Consider the following 19,738-nt stretch of genomic DNA (forward strand, 5'->3'; position numbering starts at 1 on the left):
ACCAGATCCGTTGAAAACGGGTCACACCTGTCGATTTTTATGCCTCTATCCCAACGGTTCGGCAGGCTTTCCCGGATGCGGGGCCCGATTGGCCGTGATACGTTCATGATAGTTGCATGAACCAGAGGGCGTCCGGCCGCATCCGGCGCCCGTCGATGAGGCGATCGATGGCTGGCGCGGATCCGAATGGCAGGGGGGATGACCCCAAGCGGGGTGCCCAGGGCGGCAACGTTGCCGACGCCGAACGGCTGCGCCGACAGGGCGACCGCATTCGTGAAATGCAGCGCCTGATGTGGGGCGCCTGCGATTTCGCCAGCGGCGACGATCAGGAAGCCCCACAACTTCCCTGAAGCGGCGCTCCGTGATGCAAGGCGATAATCAGCGCTCCTGGGCTCCGTGCCAGACACGGGCAATCTCGACCATGTCGTCACGCACCCGATAAACAATGACGTAAGGCCACGCCACCGTCAGTTCCCGGGTGTCGGGTTCCAGCCCCGGCCTGCCGCGCTGTGGAAACATCGCCAAGCTATGACCCGCCGCCAGTAAAGCGCGGGCCAGCCGATTGGCCGCTTCCGGATTGAATTGATCAATATAGGCGACGTGCACCTCGATATCGGACAAGGCGTCGTCCGACCAGAGAACCTGGGTCAAGGCTTGCGCGTTGAGCGGGGGGCGGCAGGCCGTTCGCCTTTTGCCAACTTGGTGAGCCACGTGCTGACGACACCGTGATCAACCACGCGCCCGGCCTCAACGCTGGCCAATCCCTGGCGGATGGCGCGGCGCTTGGCATCTTCGTCAACGTCAGTGAACAGGGGTGGGACAGGTTGCATGGCTTCAATCATAGCATGATGGTTCCTGGGGCGTCTCCTTTGGGTTTCGGCCGAGAGCCGCCCCGCCTAGTCCCGTGCCGTCAGGCGCCAGCGGCGTGCCTTGCGACTGGCTTGGGCCCGTTCCGGCAGCAGCGCCAGAACGGCCCTGCGTTCATCCGGCGTCATGCCGCCCCAGCGGGTGATCTCTTCCAGGCTGCGCAGGCAGCCGACACACAGGCTGGTGCGCTGTTCTATCCGGCAGACGCGGGTGCAGGGGCTGGCGACGTAATCTTCGGGGGCGTGCATGGGCTTGAGGATGGCTCTGGCGGGATTCTGACCGGTGCGCGACCGATGTTAACGCACCGTTGTTCCCTTGGCGCGGGGAATGGGATTATTCTGGCCATCTGCGCTCCGCAGGGGGACCCCGCACCGGGGAAGCGGAAAGGTATTACCAGGATGGCGGTGTTGAAGACCGTGCGGCAGCGCCGCTCGGCCGTCTTTTTCCTGACGCGCGGCCCCATCCTGGCCGCGGTGTCCGGCGTGGCGCTGACGATCCTCGCGGCTTTTTATGTTCATACCATGCTGTCGGGCGTGGCCCAGGCCCGGTTGGCGGAGGAGGCCGACGCCCGCGCCCGCCATATCCAGCAGCGCCTGGACCGCATCGCCGCCACCCTGGGCGCGGAAGGCGACTTCCTGAACGCCAATCCGGCCCCGGCGGAGTTCGACCGCCAGGTGTCGCTACTGATCGACCTTCGGCCCGAGATCAAGGCCCTGTCCTGGGTGGCGGCCGGCGGCCATGTTCTGCGATCCGGTCCGGTTGGCGCTGAGGTGGCGCCCGCCGACTTCGCCACCCTGCTGCCCGCCACCGGTGGCCAGGCACCGGCAGCTGACGGCCTGGCGGTGCGTCTGGGCGGAGATGGCACCAGCTTGCTGCTGGCGCATCTGACGTCCGGCGCCGACACCGCCCTGGTGGCGCGCATTGATCTGCGTGACCTGCTGACCCTGCGCATGGAAGGCCAGGCCACACCCAGGCTGTGGACCCGGCTCAGCTTGCGGTCGCGGGGTGGGGAGGCCGTTTTCGTCCAGACCGGCCACAAGGCCACCGTCACCATGGAATTCAGCCGGGCGGTTTCGGTCGGCGACAGCGTGTGGTGGCTGGATATGACGGGCGACCTGATCGCCGGCCTGGAACGCCAGGCGTGGGAGGTGGAGGCCGTGCTGGTGTTCGGCCTGGCGCTGACCCTGGGCATCACCCTGGTGCTGATGGTCAGCCGGCGGCGCGCCCATGACCGCACCGTCCTGCTGGCCAGCCTGGAACAGGCCAACGCCGTCCTGCACGCCAATGAACGCAAGTACCGCGACATCTATGAGAATGCGGTGGAGGGCATGTTCACCGTCACCATCGGTGGCGCCTTCCTGTCCGCCAACCCCGCCATGGCGCGCATGCTGGGGTATGGGTCGGAGGAGGAACTGGCGGTCGCCGTTCCCGACGCCTGGTCCCAGCTGTTCATCGACCAGCACTTGCGCGCCGACTTCACCCGCGACGTGGCGGAACGCGGCGCCGTCCAGGACTTCACGGCGGAAATGCGCCGCCGCGACGGCACCGCGCTGTGGGTCTCGCTGTCGGCGCGCGTGCTGCTGGACAGTGCCGGCCGCGCGTACGCCTTTCAGGGCACGGCCGACGACGTCACCGACCGCCGGGGGGCGGAGGTGGCGTTGCGCCTGGCCAAGGAACAGTCCGAATTCGCCAGCCGCTCCAAGACCGAATTCCTGGCCAATATGAGCCATGAGCTGCGTACGCCGCTGAACGCCATCATCGGTTTTTCCGAGATCATCGGCAGCCAGTCGCTGGGCGCCATCGGCAACCCCGCCTATGCCGAATATGCCCGCGACGTCCACGACAGCGGCCGCATGCTGCTGGATCTGATCAATGACATCCTGGACCTGTCGAAGATCGAGGCCGGCAAGCGTGAACTGAACGAGCATATGGTGGACCTGCCCCGGGTCTTCGCCTCGGGTCTCAGGGTGGTGAAGGAACGGGCCATCCGTGGCGGCATCAACCTGCAGACCAATTACGCCGCCTTCCTGCCCCGCCTGCGCGCGGACGAGGTGGCGTTGAAGCAGCTGCTGTCCAACCTGCTGGCCAATGCGGTGAAGTTCACGCTGAAGGGCGGCAGCGTCACCCTGGGCGCTGTCGTGGACGACCAGGGCCGCCTGGCCATCACTGTCACCGATACCGGCATCGGCATGCGGCCCGAGGATATCGGCCGGGCGCTGGAACCTTTCCGCCAGATCGAAAACCCCCTGACCCGTACCGCCGGCGGCGCCGGCCTGGGCCTGCCGCTGGTCCGCGCGCTGGTGGAACTGCACGGCGGCACGCTGGAGATCGACAGCGCCCCCGGCGCCGGCACCACCGCCCGCGTCCTCATGCCCGCCGACCGTGTCTGGCCGGATGTCGGGTTGGTTGCCGCTTCCAGTTAATTCCCTCTAGCGCCGGGCGCGGCCATCCGGCCCCGCTGGGCTATCCTCGCTCCGCCCTTCGGTGCCCGCTCCGGCGACCGCGTCCGCCGGAAGTTTCTGGGGAACAAAGTGGACCAGAAACTGAGGAAGCCAAGCGACCGGATGGGCGCGCCCGGCGCTTGAGGGGCGGCATTTGAGCGGTCACGTTCAAATGCCGCGCGTATAATTTAAGGTACGGCTACAGGACGCGCCCGCCCGCTGTCTGAGGGCATGCCTGAAACCTACAACCCCGCCTGGTTGATCAGGACCTGGATGCGTTCGATCACCCCGTCGGCCAGGGGGCGGACGGGCGAGGGCCAGATTTCGGCCAGGCGGCCATCCGGCGCCACCAGGTATTTCTGGAAGTTCCAGCGCGGCCAGCCGGCCTCGCCCACGCTGCTGACGGCCCAGCGGAAGAAGGGATGGGCATTGGCGCCGATCACCGTCTGCTTGGCGGTCACGGGGAAGTCGACGCCGTATTGAGTGGTGCAGAACTGGGCGATTTCCGCCGGTCCCCCCGGCTCCTGCCCGCCGAAATCGTTGGACGGCACGGCCAGCACCACCAGGCCCCGGTGGCGCAGCAGGGACCACAGCGACTGCAGTTCCGCGTATTGGGGGGTATAGCCGCAGGCCGACGCGGTGTTGACCACCAGCAGCGGCCGGCCCTTGAACGCCGACAGGCGGATGCTGCCCCGGCCATCCAGGCGTGAGAACTCGAAGGCGTGGGCGTTCAGGCGTTCCCGCGTCGTCGGTCGGTCCATCACCATGCTACCGGCCACCATGTTCCTGGCCATCGGCTCTTCCCTTTTTTAGGGCATTGAAATTTCGACGGTCGCGCCGGTCGTTGGCAACCTATGGGGGAAACCTGTGACCGGGTTGTGTGTCAAATCCGAATCCGGTGCCGTGCGACGCCAGCCGGAACGGCCGTCGCCCCTCCCACGACACATTTCAACGATACTGCCCACCGTTCCGCCTGCCTATGGGCCAGGGTGCGAACTGTCCTTCGGCGCCTGTGCTTTACGGCAAGGACCATCGTCCGAAACGTTGGCAGGATTACCCGATAAGGCTAACGTGCGGCGCCGCCGCATCTCTTCCGCATGTATTTTTCGTTTGTGCCCACCTGCCGCATACACTGGATGGTTGAGGATGATCCGGAAAGTAAGCTTTCCCGCCACCCTTCTGTTATTGGCCCTGACGCTGGCCCCCCTGCCCACCGGTGCGCATGCGCAGACGGCTTCCCCGCCCACGGCGGATCAGGCGCCGGTGCCCTCCAATGCCGCCCCATCCCTTTCCCAGCCCGCCCAGCTGAAAGAGGCGGAACAGAAGGACCAGCCGGCCAAGGATCCGGTGGCGGTGCCCGTTCCGGTTCCAGTGCCGGTTGCCGAGCCTGAGAAGGCCGCCCCGGCGCATCAGGCCACATCCCCGGGCGCCGTGGCAGCCGTGCCCGCCCCGGCCTCCGCCGAAGCGGCGGCGCTGTTGCAGACCTTGCAGGATCCCCAGCGGCGCGACGCGCTGATCGCACAGCTGAAACTGCTGTCGGCCGCCAATCCGGCCGCTGCCGCCACGGCCGCCCCTGCGGCGCCCGCTGCCACAACCGCCCCCGCCGCCGCGACCGCCGCCGCCACGCCGGCGCAGGAGGAGGAGTCCGAAATAGAGACCCTGGGCGCCCAGACCCTGAACGCCCTCTCCGACCGGATCGAGGAATTGAGCCAGGAGATCGCGGCCGCCGGCCAGGTGCTGGTGGACTCGCCCAAGGCCTGGCGCTGGCTGAACCGCCAGGTCAGCGACCCCAACCTACGCCAGCAGTGGGGGGTGCTGGTGGGTGAGGTGCTGCTGGTGATCATCGCCGGCTACGTCGCCCGCCTCGCCGCCTTCTGGGCGCTGACCCGGCCGCGCCGCGCGCTGGAAAGGCGGACGATCAGCCATTGGGGGGTGCGCCTGGGCCTGCTGCTGGCGCGCACCCTGCTGGATGCCGTGCCCATCATCGCCTTCGCCCTGGCGGCCTACGGCGTGCAGACCCTGACCCATCCGCCCAAGCCGGCGGCGATGGCGGCGCTGGGCATCATCCTGTCCAGCCTGCTGGTGCAGGGCGCCATGCTGGCTGGCCGCTTCCTGCTGTCGCCGGGGGCACCCAGCCTGCGCCTGGTCCCCGTGGGGGATGAGACGGCGCATTACGTCTACATCTGGGTGCGTCGCATCGCCCTGACCGCCGTCTACGGCTATTTCGTCGCCCAGGTGGCCTATCAGCTGGGCCTGCCCTACCGGCCTTACCTGGCGTTGCTGAAGGTGGTGGGCCTGGTCGTCGGCATCATGCTGGTCATCCTGGTGCTGCAGAACCGCCAGAACGTGGCCGAGTGGATTCGGGGCCGCATGCCCCCGGAACCGGAAGACATGCACGAGGATGGCGCGCTGGAGGCCCAGTTGGCGGCGGAGATCTCGGGCGACAACCCGATGGAGGTCGCCACCCCGCCGGGCCCGTCGGCCTGGAACCTGGTGCGCCGCCGCCTGGCGGAGATATGGCACATCCTGGCCATCGTCTACCTGATCGGCATCTACGGCATCTGGGCGCTGGAGGTGAAGGGCGGCTTCGGCTTCGTGTCGCGCGCCACGCTGATCAGCGTCATCACCCTAGTGGTGGCCCGCCTGGCGATGGAGGGTATCGACCGCCTGATCCAGCGCGGTTTCGCCATCCCCGACGATCTGAAGCGGCAGTACCCCCTGCTGGAAGGCCGCGCCAACCGCTACCTGCCCATCCTGCACCGGGGGGGCAAGGTCGTGGTCTGGCTGGTGGCGCTGCTGACCCTGCTGCAGGCCTGGGGCCTGGACAGTTTCGGCTGGCTCAGTTCCCCCTTCGGGCAGCGGGCCAGCGCCTCGCTGCTGACCATCGTCATCATGGTCGTTTTCGCGCTGATCGTCTGGGAACTGGTCAGCGGCAGCATCGAACGCTACCTGTCCACCACCGATCGCCACGGCCGACTGATCGAACGCAGCGCCCGCATCCGCACCCTGCTGCCCCTGGTGCGCAATGTGGTGCTGGTCTTGCTGTTGACCCTGGTCGGACTGACCGTGCTGTCGGAAATCGGCGTGGACATCGGGCCGCTGCTGGCCGGCGCCGGTGTCATCGGCGTCGCCATCGGTTTCGGTTCGCAGTCCCTGGTGAAGGACCTGATCACCGGCCTGTTCATCCTGTTTGAGGACACCATCTCCGTCGGCGACCAGGTGACCCTGGCCGGCTACACCGGCACGGTGGAGGGGCTGACCATCCGCACTATCCGCCTGCGCGACGACAACGGTGCGGTCCACACCGTGCCGTTCAGCGCCGTGACCGGCATTTCCAATCTGACGAAGGATTACGGCTACTTCGCCAGCGACTTCGGCATCGCCTACGCCACCGACATGAACCGGGCCGTCCAGCTGATGACCGAGATCGGGGAGGAGTTGCAGAACGACAGCCTGTTCGGCCCCTCCATCCTGGCACCGCTGGAAATCCTGGGCGTCAGCGAATTCGCCGAGAAGGCGGTGAAGATCCGCTTCCGCATCAAGACCCGGCCCCGGCGGCAAATGCCCGTGGGCCGCGAATTCAACCGCCGCCTGAAGCTGCGCTTCGATGCCGAGGGCATACCGTTTCCTGTTTAGCGCGTCCCTCAGGTGCCGGGCGCGGCCATCCGGCCGCTGGGCTATCCTCGCTTTCCAGTCCACTTCGTTCCCCGGAAAGCTCCGGCGGACGCGATCGCGTCCTACAGCGGCACGAGTCAGAGGCTCGTGCCGCTGGTTTGAATAAAGGGATCAGGGCGGCGGGCGTGGCCCGCCGTTAGCCCGCGACCGCTGGCGCCGCAGTTTTATGGGGAGCGAAGCGGACTGCAAAACGAGGATGGCAAGGGCACGGATGGGCCCGCCCGCAGGGCGAACTATTCAAACACATCATCCGGTGTTTCCGCGTCGATCACCCGGGTGGCGGTCTGGCGGTCGAAGCCGGCGCGGGCCAGCGCCGCCAGATCCTTGTCGCGCTTGGCCTCGCGTTCCTCGGCCAGGCGGAAGGGGCCCAGGCGGCGCCGGCGGGCGTAGGCGTGGGCGGCCTTGATGTCGGTTTCGCCGTTGCCTTCGTCGTCCAGGCTGCCCAGTGCGGCCGTCACCAGGTCGGCGTCCACGCCCTTGGCGGCCATCTTCTGGCGGATGGCGCGGGTGGAACCGCCGCGGCGGTGCAGGCTGGCCACCCGGCCCTCGGCATAGACCTGGTCGTTCAACAGGCCGCTCTGCTGATACCGGGTGATCAGCGCCTCCACCCACTGGGCCGCCTGCTCCCGGTCGGTGCCGTGGGCGGCGGCCGACATCTCCACCTTGCGCATCAGCACCCGGCGCAGCGACGCGGTGGAGGCGGCGAACCGCTCCAGGTAATGCAATGCTGCCCGTTCCAGATAGGCGGCGCTGACGCGCCGGGGTTCCTTCCGCTTGGCGGCCGGACGGCTGGCGGGGCGTGATGGCGTGTCGAAAAGGTCGTCGGTCATGGGCGCCATGGTACCCCCTGGCTTCGCATTTGTGCCACCGCCTGTGACGGCGGCCATATTGCCGTGGGCGGGGTGGGGCGTTAAGGTCTGGGCCACTCTCCGGGGAACGGTCCCGGATCAACAGTTCGGCACCCGACCCCCATGACCTTGTTGCAGCAGTCCACCCCGCCGGCCCTGGCCCCGCGTCCGCTGGGCGCCGTCAACTGGATCGGGTTCGCCACCCTGACCAAGCGTGAGATTCGGCGCTTCCTGAAGGTGTGGGTGCAGACCATCGCGGCACCGGTGGTCACCACCCTGCTGTTCTACGCCGTGTTCGCGCTGGCGCTGGGCGGGGTCGTGCGCATGGTGGGCGACGTGCCCTTCCTGCGTTTCCTGGGCCCCGGCCTGATCATGATGGGCATCGCCCAGAACGCCTTCGCCAACACCTCCTCCTCGGTGCTGGTGTCCAAGGTGCAGGGCAACATCGTCGACGTGCTGATGCCGCCGCTGTCGCCCATGGAATTCGTCATGGCCTTCGTCACCGGCGGCGTGGCGCGCGGCCTGATGGTGGGCCTGGTCACCTGGGCGGTCATCTCCCTGATCGTGCCGCTGGGCATGCATGCCCCCCTGTTCGTCCTGTTCCACGCGGTGATGGCGGCCATGCTGCTGTCGCTGCTGGGGCTGATCGGCGGCATCTGGGCCGACAAGTTCGACCATATGGCGGCGGTCACCAATTTCGTGATCACGCCCCTGTCCTTCCTGTCCGGTACCTTCTACGCGTTGAGCAGCGCGCCGCCCCTGTTCCAGCGCGTGGCGCACGCCAACCCCTTCTTCTATTTCATCGATGGCTTCCGCTACGGCTTCATCGGCCGTACCGACGGCACGCTGGGCACCGGCATCGCGGTGCTGCTGGGGATCAACCTGGTGCTGTGGCTGGTGGCCCTGCGCATGGTGTCCACCGGCTACAAACTGAAGGCGTAAGGCCCATGGACGTGCCGGCACGAGCGACCCCCGATGGATTGGCCGCCTTGCCGGCGGGGGCCTATCGCCCCGATCGCCGGCGCAGGGTCGGCCGCTTCAACACCATCGGCTTCCTGACCCTGCTGGGTCGCGAGGTCAAGCGGCTGCGCAAGCTGGCCATGCTGTTCCTGGTGGCGCCGTCCCTGTCCGCCGCCCTCTATTTCACCGTCTTCAACTTCGGTCTGGGCGACAAGCGCGGCACGCCGGAGGGTGAGGCGATCCTGGCCTTCCTGGTGCCTGGCCTGGCCATGCTGTCGCTGCTGATGCAGTCGGTGCAGATACCGTCCTTCTCCATCCTGTATTCCAAGATGGAAGGCAGCATCCTGGACCAGCTGATGGCCCCCGTGGGTGCTGCGGAGATGCTGGCCGCCTATGTGCTGTCCGCCATGGCGGCGGGTGTCGCCAGCGGCGCCAGCGTCTGGGTGGGGTTCCTGATCTTCTGGCAGGCGCCCATGGCCGACCCGGCGCTGACCCTGCTGTTCGTCGTGCTGGGCTCCACCATGATGGCGGCGTTCGGGGTGCTGACCGGCCTGATCAGCGTGAAGTGGGATCATCTGTCGGCCGCCATGACCTTCATCTTCACGCCGCTGATCTTCCTGTCCGGCCTGTTCGCCCCGGTGGGCAACATGCCGCCGCTGCTGCGCGCCATCGTCCAGGCCAACCCCATCTTCTACGCCATCGACGGCGTGCGCACCGGCTTCCTGGGCCATGGGCAGGCCCATCCGCTGCTGGCCGCGGCGGTGCTGGCCGGCGTGGACGTGGTGCTGCTGGCCATCGCCGGCGCCCTGCTGCACCGCGGCTACCGCCTGCGGAACTGATGGCTGGTCCTCAGGCGCCGGGCGCCGGCATCCGCCGGCTGGGCTATCCTCGCCTTTCGGTCCACTTCGTTCCCCGAAAAGCTCCGGCGGCCCCGGTCGGGGCCTGGGCATGAGACGTGTCTCATGCCGTTTGCACTGAAACCGCGACCACCGAAGCGCCCAGCGGGTGTGGCGGTATTGGCAGGCCTGCTGGTTCAAGGTTTGCAACCGAAGGCCGCCTTGCCTAGAGTGCCCCGCCATGGGACAGCGCACTTTGGATATCGATCTGGCCGGCGGTGACTGGCAATGGATGGCCGTGCACGGCGGAGCCGTGCGCATTTGCCTGCCTGCGGCCTGGCGGCGGGTGTACCGCGATGACGGCGGCCTGGCCTTGCAGTCGCCGGTGGTGTGGTCGTCGGCCGAGGGCCGGCCGGTAGGCGGCGCGCCCCTGGACCTGCTGGTGTCGGTGACCAACTACGCCAACGAATTCGGCGTCGATGCCGACGACGCCCTGCAATATCTGGATCGCGACCAGCTGTTGCCGCCCGGCGTCAGCGCCATGGCGTCCGGCGCCCGGCGCTGGATCGCCTATTGCGCCGCCATGCCCGCCCCGCGCCGGCCGGCCGACGGCCTCGCGCCCGATGCGCCGGCCCAGGGGCCCGAGGCCCAGATCTTCGTGTGGAAGATGGCGGACTTCCGCCCGCCCGACCGGGTGTGCGTGGCCACCCTGCAGCTGTATGTGCCGGGTGAGGAATTCTGGGTGCCCGGCCTGGGCGCCCTGCTGGACCGCCTGGGCGATGAGATCGGCCGCATGGCGTTCAGCGCGGATGAGCTGGGGCCGGTCAACACCGTCACCATGCGCAACATCGTCCATGCCGATGTCCTGCGTTTCCGCCTGCCCTGGGATTGGCAGTTCAGCGAGGACGAGGAAGAGGATTTCGCCGGCGGGCCGGAGACCAGCGAGTTCCGCCGCCAGGACGCCGACGAGGCGGACGAGGTGCTGCGGGTGGTGGTGCACGACTATCCCCCGCAAGAGGATATGGAACCCGAGTCGGCCCTGGAATCGGCGCTGGCCGCCGGCCTGGACTGGGAAGCCATCACGGCGGAGGAGGGCGACACCCTGCCCCCGACCGTGCTGCTGCAACGCATCGCCGCCCAGTTCGCCGACGGTCCCGACGGCCAGATGGGCATGGGCAGTGTCGACACCCTGGCCGATGACGAGGTGCTGGCCCGCTTCACCACCACGGCGGTGGAGGATGGCCGCCGTCGCCGCTGCCATTTGTGGCTGCGTGGCGCCGTGGTCGGCGGCCGGGCCACCCTGGCCTTGTTCTCCTACGGCTTGCCCGAGGTGCTGCACGATTCCGCCATGGCGGAGGAGGCGGTGGCCATGCTGGAACGTGAAATCCGCCGCGCCCAGATCGGCGGTTATGAATCCCTGCCGGCCGGCGCCGGCGACCCGGGCACGGGTGACGAAGGCCTGCCGCCGGGCTTGGCGGCGGATTGGCCCATGGGTGCCTGGGGTGCCGGTCCGTCCTGGGATGAGGACGCCCTGGACGACGAGGATTTCGAGGAAGAGACCGACGGCGACGGCGGTCCGGACGCGCCCGACTCGGACGACGATGGCACCGGCCCGGTCCGCCGCAAGGGCACCGACCCCGCCAAGAACTGACGGCTTACGACGTCAGGTTTCCGCTTTTTCAGCGCCTTGACGCTTCATGAAATGAAATACCGCCGGCGGGCCCCTGTCATGGGGCCTCGCCAGCGGTGATGCTGCCTGGCCTCAGGGCCAATGGCGGAGTTGGACGTATCGCATCCCGGGTTTGCCGGGGACGCGGGTGCCGGCGTTCGGCCTGCGGTTCGGTGGCTCAGCAGCGGCCGTGCGGCTTGCCGTCCAGCATGGATTGCAGGGCGGTGGCGCGGCCGTCGCTGGCGCATGTTGCGGCGTCCTCCGCCGCCAGGGAGGCGAGGCCCAGCAGGTGGACCAGTTCCCCCATGTTATTGCGACGGGCGTCCAGTGCCAGATTGTCCAGGCAATGCTTGATGGCGATGGCGGTAGAGCGGCGCGTGTCGGTCATGACTTTGTGCCCCAAGTGTGCGGGCGACCCCTCGCCCGGAGGTCGCGCGACCTCTGAAGTAAATGAAACACTGATCCAGACACCCAAGTCAACAGGAACAATAAAACCGCAACCATCAGTACGTACTCGGTACTATGCTGATGGTTGGTGGTTGCACCGACAGCATATTTTATAAAACTGTCGCAATAACGATCTGTAAATAGCCCGTTAAACTGCCGTTAATTTGAAGTATCGTATTCTGATAGGCATGTTCATGTGACATTCACTTGAACGTAGTCATTTCTGACAAATTGTAACTTGGCGGCATGCGGCTTGATGCCCCTGGCATATCCATCAACGGCTAGCGGTAGTGGTCGATGGCGGATATAGACACCTAGCGCTTGAACTGTCCGTTCCGCGTTGGTGCAGCGGTCCGCCGCCGCGTCCGGTACGCGGTATGGAATATCCGGGCATGGGCCAGGGGCGTTGCGACCCGGATTCCTGGGATGGGACCATGCAAAGCCGGTTGCAGGCGGCGCCGGCCCTGCCTATATCTGCGGTGCGATGCGGTCGCTCCCGCTTGGGTTTGGGGGGGCCGCGCCGGATGCCGGGAAACCGGCGCCCGATATATCGCGTGTTTGACGTGTCCCGTTTAACAGAGGGGGACCGCCCCGGTGCCGGAAGGGCCGCTGCGTGTCTGCCGTATTGGAAGGGTTGAGCAATGAGCAAAGTCATCGGTATCGATCTGGGAACCACCAACTCCTGCGTGGCCGTCATGGAAGGCACGTCGGCGAAGGTCATCGAGAATGTCGAGGGCGCGCGCACCACGCCGTCCATGACCGCCTTCACCCAGGGCGGGGAACGCCTGGTCGGCCAGCCGGCGAAGCGCCAGGCGGTGACCAACCCCGAAAACACCCTGTTCGCGATCAAGCGCCTGATCGGCCGCCGCTACGATGACCCGCTGACCCAGAAGGACAAGGGCCTGGTGCCCTACCGCATCATTTCGGGCGACAACGGCGACGCCTGGGTCGAGGCCCACGGCGAGAAGTACAGCCCCAGCCAGGTGTCCGCCTTCATCCTGCAGAAGATGAAGGAAACGGCCGAGAACTACCTCGGCGAAAAGGTGACCCAGGCCGTCATCACCGTGCCCGCCTACTTCAACGACAGCCAGCGCCAGGCGACCAAGGACGCCGGCCGCATCGCGGGTCTTGAAGTGCTGCGCATCATCAATGAGCCCACGGCCGCGGCGCTGGCCTACGGCATGGAGAAGAAGGGCACCGGCATCGTCGCGGTCTACGACCTGGGCGGCGGCACCTTCGACGTGTCCGTGCTGGAAATCGGCGACGGCGTGTTCGAGGTGAAGTCCACCAACGGCGACACCTTCCTGGGTGGCGAGGACTTCGACGCCCGCATCATCGACTACCTGGCCGACGAATTCAAAAAAGAGAACGGCATCGACCTGCGCAAGGACCGGCTGGCCCTGCAGCGCCTGAAGGAGGCGGCCGAAAAGGCCAAGATCGAGCTGTCCTCGGCCATGCAGACCGAAGTCAACCTGCCGTTCATCACCGCGGACCAGGCCGGTCCGAAGCACCTGAACGTCAAGCTGACCCGCGCCAAGCTGGAAGCCCTGGTCGAAGACCTGGTGGCCCGCACGGTGGAGCCCTGCAAGGCGGCCCTGAAGGACGCCGGCCTGAAGGCCAGCGAAATCGACGAGGTGATCCTGGTCGGCGGCATGACCCGCATGCCCAAGATCCTGGAGACGGTGAAGCAGTTCTTCGGTCGTGAGCCGCACCGCGGCGTGAACCCGGACGAAGTGGTGGCCGTCGGTGCCGCCATCCAGGGCGCCGTGCTGAAGGGTGAGGTGAAGGACGTCCTGCTGCTGGACGTGACCCCGCTGTCCCTGGGCATTGAGACCCTGGGCGGCGTGTTCACCCGCCTGATCGACCGCAACACCACCATCCCGACGAAGAAGAGCCAGACCTTCTCGACGGCGGAAGACAGTCAGACGGCTGTCACCATCCGCGTGTTCCAGGGCGAACGCGAAATGGCGGCGGACAACAAGATGCTGGGCCAGTTCGACCTGGTCGGCATCCCGGCTGCCCCGCGCGGCGTGCCGCAGATCGAGGTCACGTTCGACATCGACGCCAACGGCATCGTCAACGTCCAGGCCAAGGACAAGGCCACCGGCAAGGAGCAGGTGATCCGCATCCAGGCCTCGGGCGGCCTGTCCGACGCCGACATCGACCGCATGGTCAAGGAAGCGGAAAGCCACGCGGCCGACGACAAGAAGCGTCGTGAGCTGGTGGAGGTCCGCAACCAGGCCGACGGCCTGATGCACTCGACCGAGCGCACGCTGAAGGAAAACGCCGAGAAGCTGCCGTCGGCGGAAAAGGCCGCGGCCGAGAAGGCCGTCGCCGAACTGAAGACCGCGCTGGAAGGCGAGGACGCGGCCGATATCAAGGCCAAGACCGAAGCCCTGGCCCAGGTTTCCATGAAGCTGGGCGAGGAACTGTACAAGTCCAGCCAGGACGCCTCGGCCGCCGGTGGTGAAGACCACGGCGCCGCCCACGGTGAGGGCTCGGAAAAGGTGGTCGACGCCGACTTCGAGGAAGTCGACGACGACAAGAAGAAGTCCGCCTAAGTCGTTCACGCCCTTTGGGCAACGACGTTCCGGCAGGCAACTGATGCCAAGGGATCGGGCCCGTTCTCCGGTGGAAACCGGGGGACGGGCCTGAACCCGATCAGGGCCCCGGTAATCAGGCCCCGCTGATCAGCGGCCTGGTTCTGGCAATTCCCTAAGGGGGCATAGGGCCGACATGGCGAAGCAGGATTATTACGAACTATTGGGCGTGGCGAAGACCGCCACCGCCGATGACCTGAAAAAAGCCTACCGTAAGCTCGCGATGCAGTATCACCCTGATCGTAATCAGGGCGACAAGGCGGCCGAGCAGAAGTTCAAGGAAGTCAGCGAGGCCTATGAGGTCCTGAAGGACGAGCAGAAGCGGGCGGCCTACGACCGCTTCGGCCATGCCGCCTTCGAGAACGGTGGCGGGCGTCCCGGCGCCGGTCCCGGCGGCTTCGATTTCGGCAGCGGTTTCGCCGACATCTTCGAAGAGATGTTCGGTGATTTCATGGGCGGGCGCCGTGGCGGCCCCCAGGGCCCCGGCCGTGGCAGCGACCTGCGCTACAACCTGGAAATCTCGCTGGAGGATGCCTTCAAGGGCAGTTCCACCACCGTGCGGGTCCCAACCTCGGTGGCGTGCGACGTTTGCAGTGGCACCGGTGCCGAGTCGGGTACGCAGCCCGTGACCTGCCCCACCTGTAACGGTGCCGGCAAGGTGCGGGCCCAGCAGGGCTTCTTCACCATCGAACGCACCTGCCCCGCCTGCTCGGGTGCCGGGCGGGTGATCAAGGACCCCTGCCGCAACTGCGGTGGTGCCGGCCGGGTGCGCAAGGAAAAGACCCTGCAGGTCAACATCCCCGCCGGTGTCGAGGACGGCACCCGCATCCGCCTGACGGGTGAGGGCGAGGCGGGGGCAAGGGGGGCGCCGCCGGGCGACCTCTACATCTTCCTGGCCATCGCCCCGCACACCATGTTCCTGCGCGACGGCGCCAACATCCAATGCCGCGTGCCCATTCCCATGACCACGGCGGCCCTGGGCGGCACGGTCGAGGTGCCGACCATCGACGGCAGCCGCGCCCGCGTCTCCATCCCGCCGGGCACCCAGAGCGGGCACCAGTTCCGCCTGAAGGGCAAGGGCATGAGCGTGCTGCGCAGCACCCAGCGCGGCGACATGTACGTGACGGCCCTGGTGGAAACGCCGGTCAACCTGAACAAGCGCCAGCAGGAGCTGATGCGTGAGTTCGAGAAGGCCGGTGAGGAAAAGGGCGGCACCCATCCCGAGTCGGAAGGCTTCTTCGCCAAGGTGAAGGAGTTGTGGGCCGACCTGAAGGAGTGAGACGGGCGGCATGAGATCTTTTCTCAGGCCGCTATAGGCTGCGACTGCAGCCGCCGGAGCTTTTTGGGGAGCCGTAGGCGAACTGAAAAGCGAGGAAGCCAAGCCGGCGCATGCCGGCGCCCGGCGGTTGAGGGGGCTTTATATGTCGGACGCCGGTCGCGACATCCCCCATCCGGGACTGACGCGGCCGGCGTTTTGCTTTCTGGGGGATCATCATGCAGCGTCTGTGCGTCTTCTGCGGTTCCAGCCCCGGCTACGATCCGCGCTTCCTTGAGGCCGCGCGCGGCTTGGGCCATGCCTTGGCTGCCGCCGGCATCGGCCTGGTCTACGGCGGCGCCTCGGTCGGCCTGATGGGGGCCGTGGCCGATGCCGTGCTGGAAAAGGGCGGCAGCGTCATCGGCGTGATCCCCGAGGCGCTGGTGGCGAAGGAGGTGGCGCATAAAAGCCTGCCTGACCTGCGCGTCGTCGCCTCCATGCACGAACGCAAGGCCCTGATGGCCGAACTGTCGGACGGCTTCATCGCCCTGCCCGGCGGCATCGGCACGTTCGAGGAATTGTTCGAGGTCTGGACCTGGGCCCAGCTGGGCCACCACCAGAAGCCCTGCGCCATCTACAACGTCGCCGGCTTCTACGACGGCCTGGCGACCTTCCTGGACGGCGTGGTGGCGGCCGGCTTCATGAAGCAGAACCACCGCGACATGCTGGTGGCGGCCGACACGGCCGACAGCCTGCTGGCCAAGCTGCGGGCGTATGAGCCGCCGGCCGTGACCAAGTGGATCAAGGCGGAGGAGCGGTGAGGGCGTTACCGTTCCCTCACTTGGCCAAGTCCCGATAGGTTTGGGGAAAGCGATCAAGGCCCCACTCGAAAGCGGTGTCCAAGTCGGTTTCGTTCGGGCCTGGGGCAGCGTTGTCCTCATGGACGCTCAACGGTGGCTGTCGGCGCGCGGTCTTCTCCGCTTCCCTGGACTTCGACATGGTGAGCCTCTGGACGATGGGTCCTCATGAACAGTTGCGGTAACCCCCGCCGTGGTCAAGCCTGGCGTTAGGTTCTCCAGTGTCCAATGAAAAGGCCGCCAGGGTTTCCCCCAGCGGCCTTTTTTCGTTCTATGGCACCTACGGCTTTACAGTGGCGTCACCAGCCGGCCCAGCTGCCGGCCGCCCAGGATGTGGACGTGGTAGTGCGGCACTTCCTGGTGGCTGTCGGCACCGTGGTTGGAAATCAGGCGATAGCCCGTGGCTTCCACCCCGGCCTCGGCGGCGATGCGGCCCACGGCGCGGGTGAAGGCGGCGATCTCGGCGTCGCTGGCCTTGGCCGCGAAGTCGGCGGCGCTGACGTAGGCGCCCTTGGGGATCACCAGGATGTGGGTCGGCGCCTGGGGGTGGATGTCGTGGAAGGCCAGGACGTGGTCGTCCTCATGCGCCTTCTTGCACGGGATCTCGCCACGCAGGATGCGGGCGAAGATGTTGTTGGGATCATAGGACATGTTGTTTCTCCCTCAAGCGCCGGGCGGCCACGTCCCGTGGCCTGGGCTATCCTCGTTCCGCCCTGCGGTGCTCACTCCGGGGCCGGCGGTCGCCGGCCTGGGTAATCGCCAGCATCAGTCCTTGCGGCTGTTCTTTTCCGCGATGCCGCTGATGCCCTGCCGGCCGGCCAGCACGGCATAGACGTCGTCGGGCGTCAGGCCGGCGTCGGCCCACAGCACCAGCAGATGGTAAAGCAGGTCGGCGGATTCCGAGGCCAGCTTTTCGCGGTCGCCGCGCATGGCCTCGATCACCGCCTCCACCGCCTCCTCGCCCACCTTCTGGGCGATCTTGGCGGTGCCCCGGCTGAACAGCCGGGCGGTATGGGACGTCTCGGGATCGGCGCCCTTGCGTGCCAGGATGGTGGCGTAAAGAGCCCCCAGGATGTCGGTACCGGTCTCGCTCATGATCACACGCCCCGCATGGGAATGCCGGCGGCGGCCATGTGGGCCTTGGCCTCGGCGATGGAATAGGTGCCGAAATGGAAGATGCTGGCGGCCAGCACGGCCGAGGCATGGCCCTGGGTGACGCCATCGACCAGATGGTCCAGCGTGCCCACGCCGCCCGACGCGATCACCGGCACCGGCACGGCGTCGGCCACGGCGCGGGTCAGGTCCAGGTCGAAGCCGCTCTTGGTGCCGTCGCGGTCCATTGAGGTCAGCAGGATTTCGCCGGCGCCGTATTCCGCCATGCGCTGCGCCCATTCCACCGCGTCCAGCCCGGTTTCCTTGCGGCCGCCGTGGGTGTAGACACCCCCAGCGGCCGGCGGCGTCGCGCTTGGCATCGACGCCCACCACCACGCACTGGGCGCCGAACTTCTGCGCCGCCTCGCGCACGAATTCCGGGCGGCTGACGGCGGCGCTGTTGATCGACACCTTGTCGGCCCCAGCCAGCAGCAGCTTGCGGATATCGTCCACCGTGCGCACGCCGCCGCCCACGGTCAGGGGCATGAACACCTGTTCCGCCGTGCGCCGCACCACGTCGAAGATGGTATCCCGGCCCTCATGGCTGGCGGTGATGTCCAGGAAGGTCAGCTCATCGGCGCCGGCCGCATCATACAGGCGGGCCTGTTCCACCGGATCACCGGCATCCACCAGGTCCACGAAGTTGACGCCCTTGACGACGCGGCCGTCCTTCACGTCCAGGCAGGGGATGATGCGGCGCTTCAGCATCACACGGTCTCCTGTGGACTGTTCAGCAGGCTGACCGCCGCCGCCGGGTCGATGCGGCCGTCATACAGCGCGCGGCCGCAGATGACGCCGACGATGCCGGTGTCCTCCTGCCGCTTCAGGGCAGCCAGGTCGGCGATGCTGGACACGCCGCCCGACGCGATGACCGGCGTGGTCAGGTGCGAGGCCAGGTCCGCCGTCGCGTCCACGTTGACACCGCCCAGGGCGCCGTCGCGGTCGATGTCGGTATAGATGATGGCGGCGACGCCCGCGTCCTCGAACTTCAGGGCCAGGTCCAGGGCCTTCAGGTCCGACGCCTCGGCCCAGCCCTCCACCGCCACGCGGCCGTCGCGGGCGTCGATGCCCACCGCCACGCGGCCGGGGAACAGGCGGCAGGCCTCTTTCACCAGCTCGGGATCACGCACGGCGATGGTGCCCAGGATCACGCGTTCCACGCCGCGGTTCAGCCAGTCCTCGATGGTGGCGATGTCGCGGATGCCGCCGCCCAGCTGCACCGGCAGCTTCACCCGCTTCAGGATGGCGGCCACGGCGTCGCCGTTCACCGGCCGGCCGGCGAAGGCGCCGTTCAGGTCCACCAGGTGCAGCCATTCGAAACCCTGGGCGGCGAAACGCGCTGCCTGGTCGGCCGGGTCGGTGTTGAACACCGTGGCCTGTTCCATGTCGCCGCGCACAAGGCGCACGCAGGCGCCGTCCTTAAGGTCGATGGCCGGAAAAACAATCATGGCTCGCCCTGCACTCCCTGGGGATTAAGGGGCCGGTCTTCCTGCCGGCCGGTTTCGGTCGGCCCGGTTGGGTTCGGGCCAGGGGTTTCTGGCGCCTGGCCGACAGCGGTCAGGTCCTTGTAGAAGAACAGGCCGGGCACGTCCTGGCCGTCCACCCGCGCATAATGGGGATGGTTGCCCCATTCGGTGTAGCCCATGGCGCGGTAGAGGGCGATGGCCGCCACCTGCGTGGCGCGCACGTCCAGGTTCAGGATGCGGAAGCCACGCGCCCGTGCCTCCTGCTCCACCGCCAGCGTCAGGGCGCGGGCCAGGCCGTGACCGCGCGCCCAGGGGGCGACGAAGCTGGTGGTCAGGGTGCAGGCGAAGCTTTGCGCCTCATTGTTGCGGGTCGGGCGCACCAGCTGGACGGAGCCGGCGATGACGCCGTCCAGGCGGCCGATGAACAGCGCCCGCTCCGGCACCACCATCACGCCTTTCCAGTAGCGCTCCATCGCCTCGCGCGCCGGCGGCGCCACCCAGCCGAAACCACCGCCGTCGCGGATGGCCAGATCGGCGGCATCGCACAGATCATCCAGGTCGCCGGGGCGCACGCGTTCCACCATCTCGACGCTGATCTGGCCGGCGGGTGGGGCGGTCACCGGCTGTTGGGCACCGGACATGGGGCGGTCCTTCGGGGTAACGGG

The 19,738-nt window shown here is 67.4% G+C and carries 19 protein-coding genes and 1 pseudogene; 9 read left to right on the forward strand and 11 right to left on the reverse strand.

Annotated features, from left to right (window positions below; translation table 11 throughout):
- The first annotated feature begins 167 nt into the window (after nt 1-167).
- Entirely contained in the window at nt 168-350 is a 183-nt protein-coding gene (locus PW843_21205; protein ID MDE1149093.1) for a hypothetical protein, read from the forward strand.
- A 28-nt stretch (nt 351-378) separates the two neighbouring features.
- On the opposite strand, the gene PW843_21210 is transcribed toward PW843_21205, so the two are convergent.
- Genes PW843_21210 through PW843_21220 form a run of 3 tightly spaced genes read right to left on the reverse strand, consistent with a single transcriptional unit; the run spans nt 379 to nt 1,115 of the window.
- The gene (locus PW843_21210; GenBank protein ID MDE1149094.1) at nt 379-651 is read right to left on the reverse strand and encodes a type II toxin-antitoxin system RelE/ParE family toxin; all 273 of its coding nucleotides are present in this window, start codon (nt 649-651) and stop codon (nt 379-381) included.
- On the reverse strand, nt 648-842 hold the full coding sequence (locus PW843_21215) for a hypothetical protein (protein MDE1149095.1): 195 nt from the start codon (nt 840-842) through the stop codon (nt 648-650). The genes PW843_21210 and PW843_21215 overlap by 4 nt, the downstream gene beginning before the upstream one ends.
- 54 nt (nt 843-896) lie before the next feature.
- Nucleotides 897-1,115, reverse strand: coding sequence for a DUF1289 domain-containing protein (locus PW843_21220; protein MDE1149096.1), 219 nt, complete (start codon nt 1,113-1,115; stop codon nt 897-899).
- A 150-nt stretch (nt 1,116-1,265) separates the two neighbouring features.
- Between PW843_21220 and PW843_21225 the strand changes: the two genes are divergently transcribed.
- Nucleotides 1,266-3,290: an ATP-binding protein gene (locus PW843_21225; protein ID MDE1149097.1), complete on the forward strand. Its 2,025-nt coding sequence runs from the start codon at nt 1,266-1,268 to the stop codon at nt 3,288-3,290.
- Between the two features lie 260 nt (nt 3,291-3,550).
- Here the strand turns inward: PW843_21225 and PW843_21230 are convergent, their stop codons facing one another.
- Complete coding sequence (locus tag PW843_21230; protein MDE1149098.1) at nt 3,551-4,102, reverse strand: glutathione peroxidase; 552 nt, start codon at nt 4,100-4,102, stop codon at nt 3,551-3,553.
- A 352-nt stretch (nt 4,103-4,454) separates the two neighbouring features.
- On the opposite strand from PW843_21230, the gene PW843_21235 reads away from it, so the two are divergent.
- Nucleotides 4,455-6,944, forward strand: a complete 2,490-nt coding sequence (locus PW843_21235; GenBank protein MDE1149099.1) for a mechanosensitive ion channel — start codon at nt 4,455-4,457, stop codon at nt 6,942-6,944.
- Nucleotides 6,945-7,216: 272 nt separating this feature from the next.
- Here PW843_21235 and PW843_21240 read toward each other — a convergent pair whose 3' ends face one another.
- Nucleotides 7,217-7,813 (reverse strand): RecX family transcriptional regulator, encoded by a 597-nt coding sequence (locus PW843_21240; protein ID MDE1149100.1) that lies wholly within the window; start codon nt 7,811-7,813, stop codon nt 7,217-7,219.
- Between the two features lie 141 nt (nt 7,814-7,954).
- Between PW843_21240 and PW843_21245 the strand changes: the two genes are divergently transcribed.
- From PW843_21245 to PW843_21255, 3 genes are all read left to right on the forward strand, one after another.
- Complete coding sequence (locus PW843_21245; GenBank protein MDE1149101.1) at nt 7,955-8,773, forward strand: ABC transporter permease; 819 nt, start codon at nt 7,955-7,957, stop codon at nt 8,771-8,773.
- Between the two features lie 5 nt (nt 8,774-8,778).
- Nucleotides 8,779-9,630, forward strand: coding sequence for an ABC transporter permease (locus PW843_21250; protein ID MDE1149102.1), 852 nt, complete (start codon nt 8,779-8,781; stop codon nt 9,628-9,630).
- A gap of 238 nt (nt 9,631-9,868) precedes the next feature.
- On the forward strand, nt 9,869-11,278 hold the full coding sequence (locus PW843_21255; protein ID MDE1149103.1) for a hypothetical protein: 1,410 nt from the start codon (nt 9,869-9,871) through the stop codon (nt 11,276-11,278).
- 196 nt (nt 11,279-11,474) lie between these two features.
- Here the strand turns inward: PW843_21255 and PW843_21260 are convergent, their stop codons facing one another.
- Nucleotides 11,475-11,684, reverse strand: a complete 210-nt coding sequence (locus tag PW843_21260) for a hypothetical protein (GenBank protein ID MDE1149104.1) — start codon at nt 11,682-11,684, stop codon at nt 11,475-11,477.
- A 700-nt stretch (nt 11,685-12,384) separates the two neighbouring features.
- Between PW843_21260 and dnaK the strand changes: the two genes are divergently transcribed.
- The 3 genes from dnaK (at nt 12,385) to PW843_21275 (ending at nt 16,419) form a co-directional block, all read left to right on the forward strand.
- Complete coding sequence (gene dnaK, locus PW843_21265) at nt 12,385-14,304, forward strand: molecular chaperone DnaK (GenBank protein MDE1149105.1); 1,920 nt, start codon at nt 12,385-12,387, stop codon at nt 14,302-14,304.
- A 175-nt stretch (nt 14,305-14,479) separates the two neighbouring features.
- A complete protein-coding gene (dnaJ, locus tag PW843_21270) occupies nt 14,480-15,622 on the forward strand; it encodes a molecular chaperone DnaJ (protein MDE1149106.1) in 1,143 nt (380 codons plus the stop codon).
- A gap of 215 nt (nt 15,623-15,837) precedes the next feature.
- The gene (locus tag PW843_21275) at nt 15,838-16,419 is read left to right on the forward strand and encodes a TIGR00730 family Rossman fold protein (GenBank protein MDE1149107.1); all 582 of its coding nucleotides are present in this window, start codon (nt 15,838-15,840) and stop codon (nt 16,417-16,419) included.
- A 324-nt stretch (nt 16,420-16,743) separates the two neighbouring features.
- On the opposite strand, the gene PW843_21280 is transcribed toward PW843_21275, so the two are convergent.
- The 5 genes and pseudogenes from PW843_21280 to PW843_21300 all read right to left on the reverse strand — a co-directional run bounded on the left by PW843_21280 (nt 16,744) and on the right by PW843_21300 (nt 19,714).
- The gene (locus PW843_21280; protein ID MDE1149108.1) at nt 16,744-17,106 is read right to left on the reverse strand and encodes a histidine triad nucleotide-binding protein; all 363 of its coding nucleotides are present in this window, start codon (nt 17,104-17,106) and stop codon (nt 16,744-16,746) included.
- A gap of 114 nt (nt 17,107-17,220) precedes the next feature.
- On the reverse strand, nt 17,221-17,550 hold the full coding sequence (locus PW843_21285; GenBank protein MDE1149109.1) for a phosphoribosyl-ATP diphosphatase: 330 nt from the start codon (nt 17,548-17,550) through the stop codon (nt 17,221-17,223).
- Between the two features lie 2 nt (nt 17,551-17,552).
- A pseudogene (gene hisF / locus PW843_21290) lies at nt 17,553-18,315 on the reverse strand (imidazole glycerol phosphate synthase subunit HisF).
- A complete protein-coding gene (hisA, locus tag PW843_21295) occupies nt 18,315-19,055 on the reverse strand; it encodes a 1-(5-phosphoribosyl)-5-[(5-phosphoribosylamino)methylideneamino]imidazole-4-carboxamide isomerase (GenBank protein MDE1149110.1) in 741 nt (246 codons plus the stop codon). Before hisA ends, hisF begins: the two are co-directional and overlap by 1 nt.
- Nucleotides 19,052-19,714: a GNAT family N-acetyltransferase gene (locus PW843_21300; protein ID MDE1149111.1), complete on the reverse strand. Its 663-nt coding sequence runs from the start codon at nt 19,712-19,714 to the stop codon at nt 19,052-19,054. Before PW843_21300 ends, hisA begins: the two co-directional genes overlap by 4 nt.
- Between the last annotated feature and the right edge of the window lie 24 nt (nt 19,715-19,738).

Source organism: Azospirillaceae bacterium (assembly GCA_028283825.1).
Taxonomy (GTDB): Bacteria; Pseudomonadota; Alphaproteobacteria; order Azospirillales; family Azospirillaceae; genus Nitrospirillum.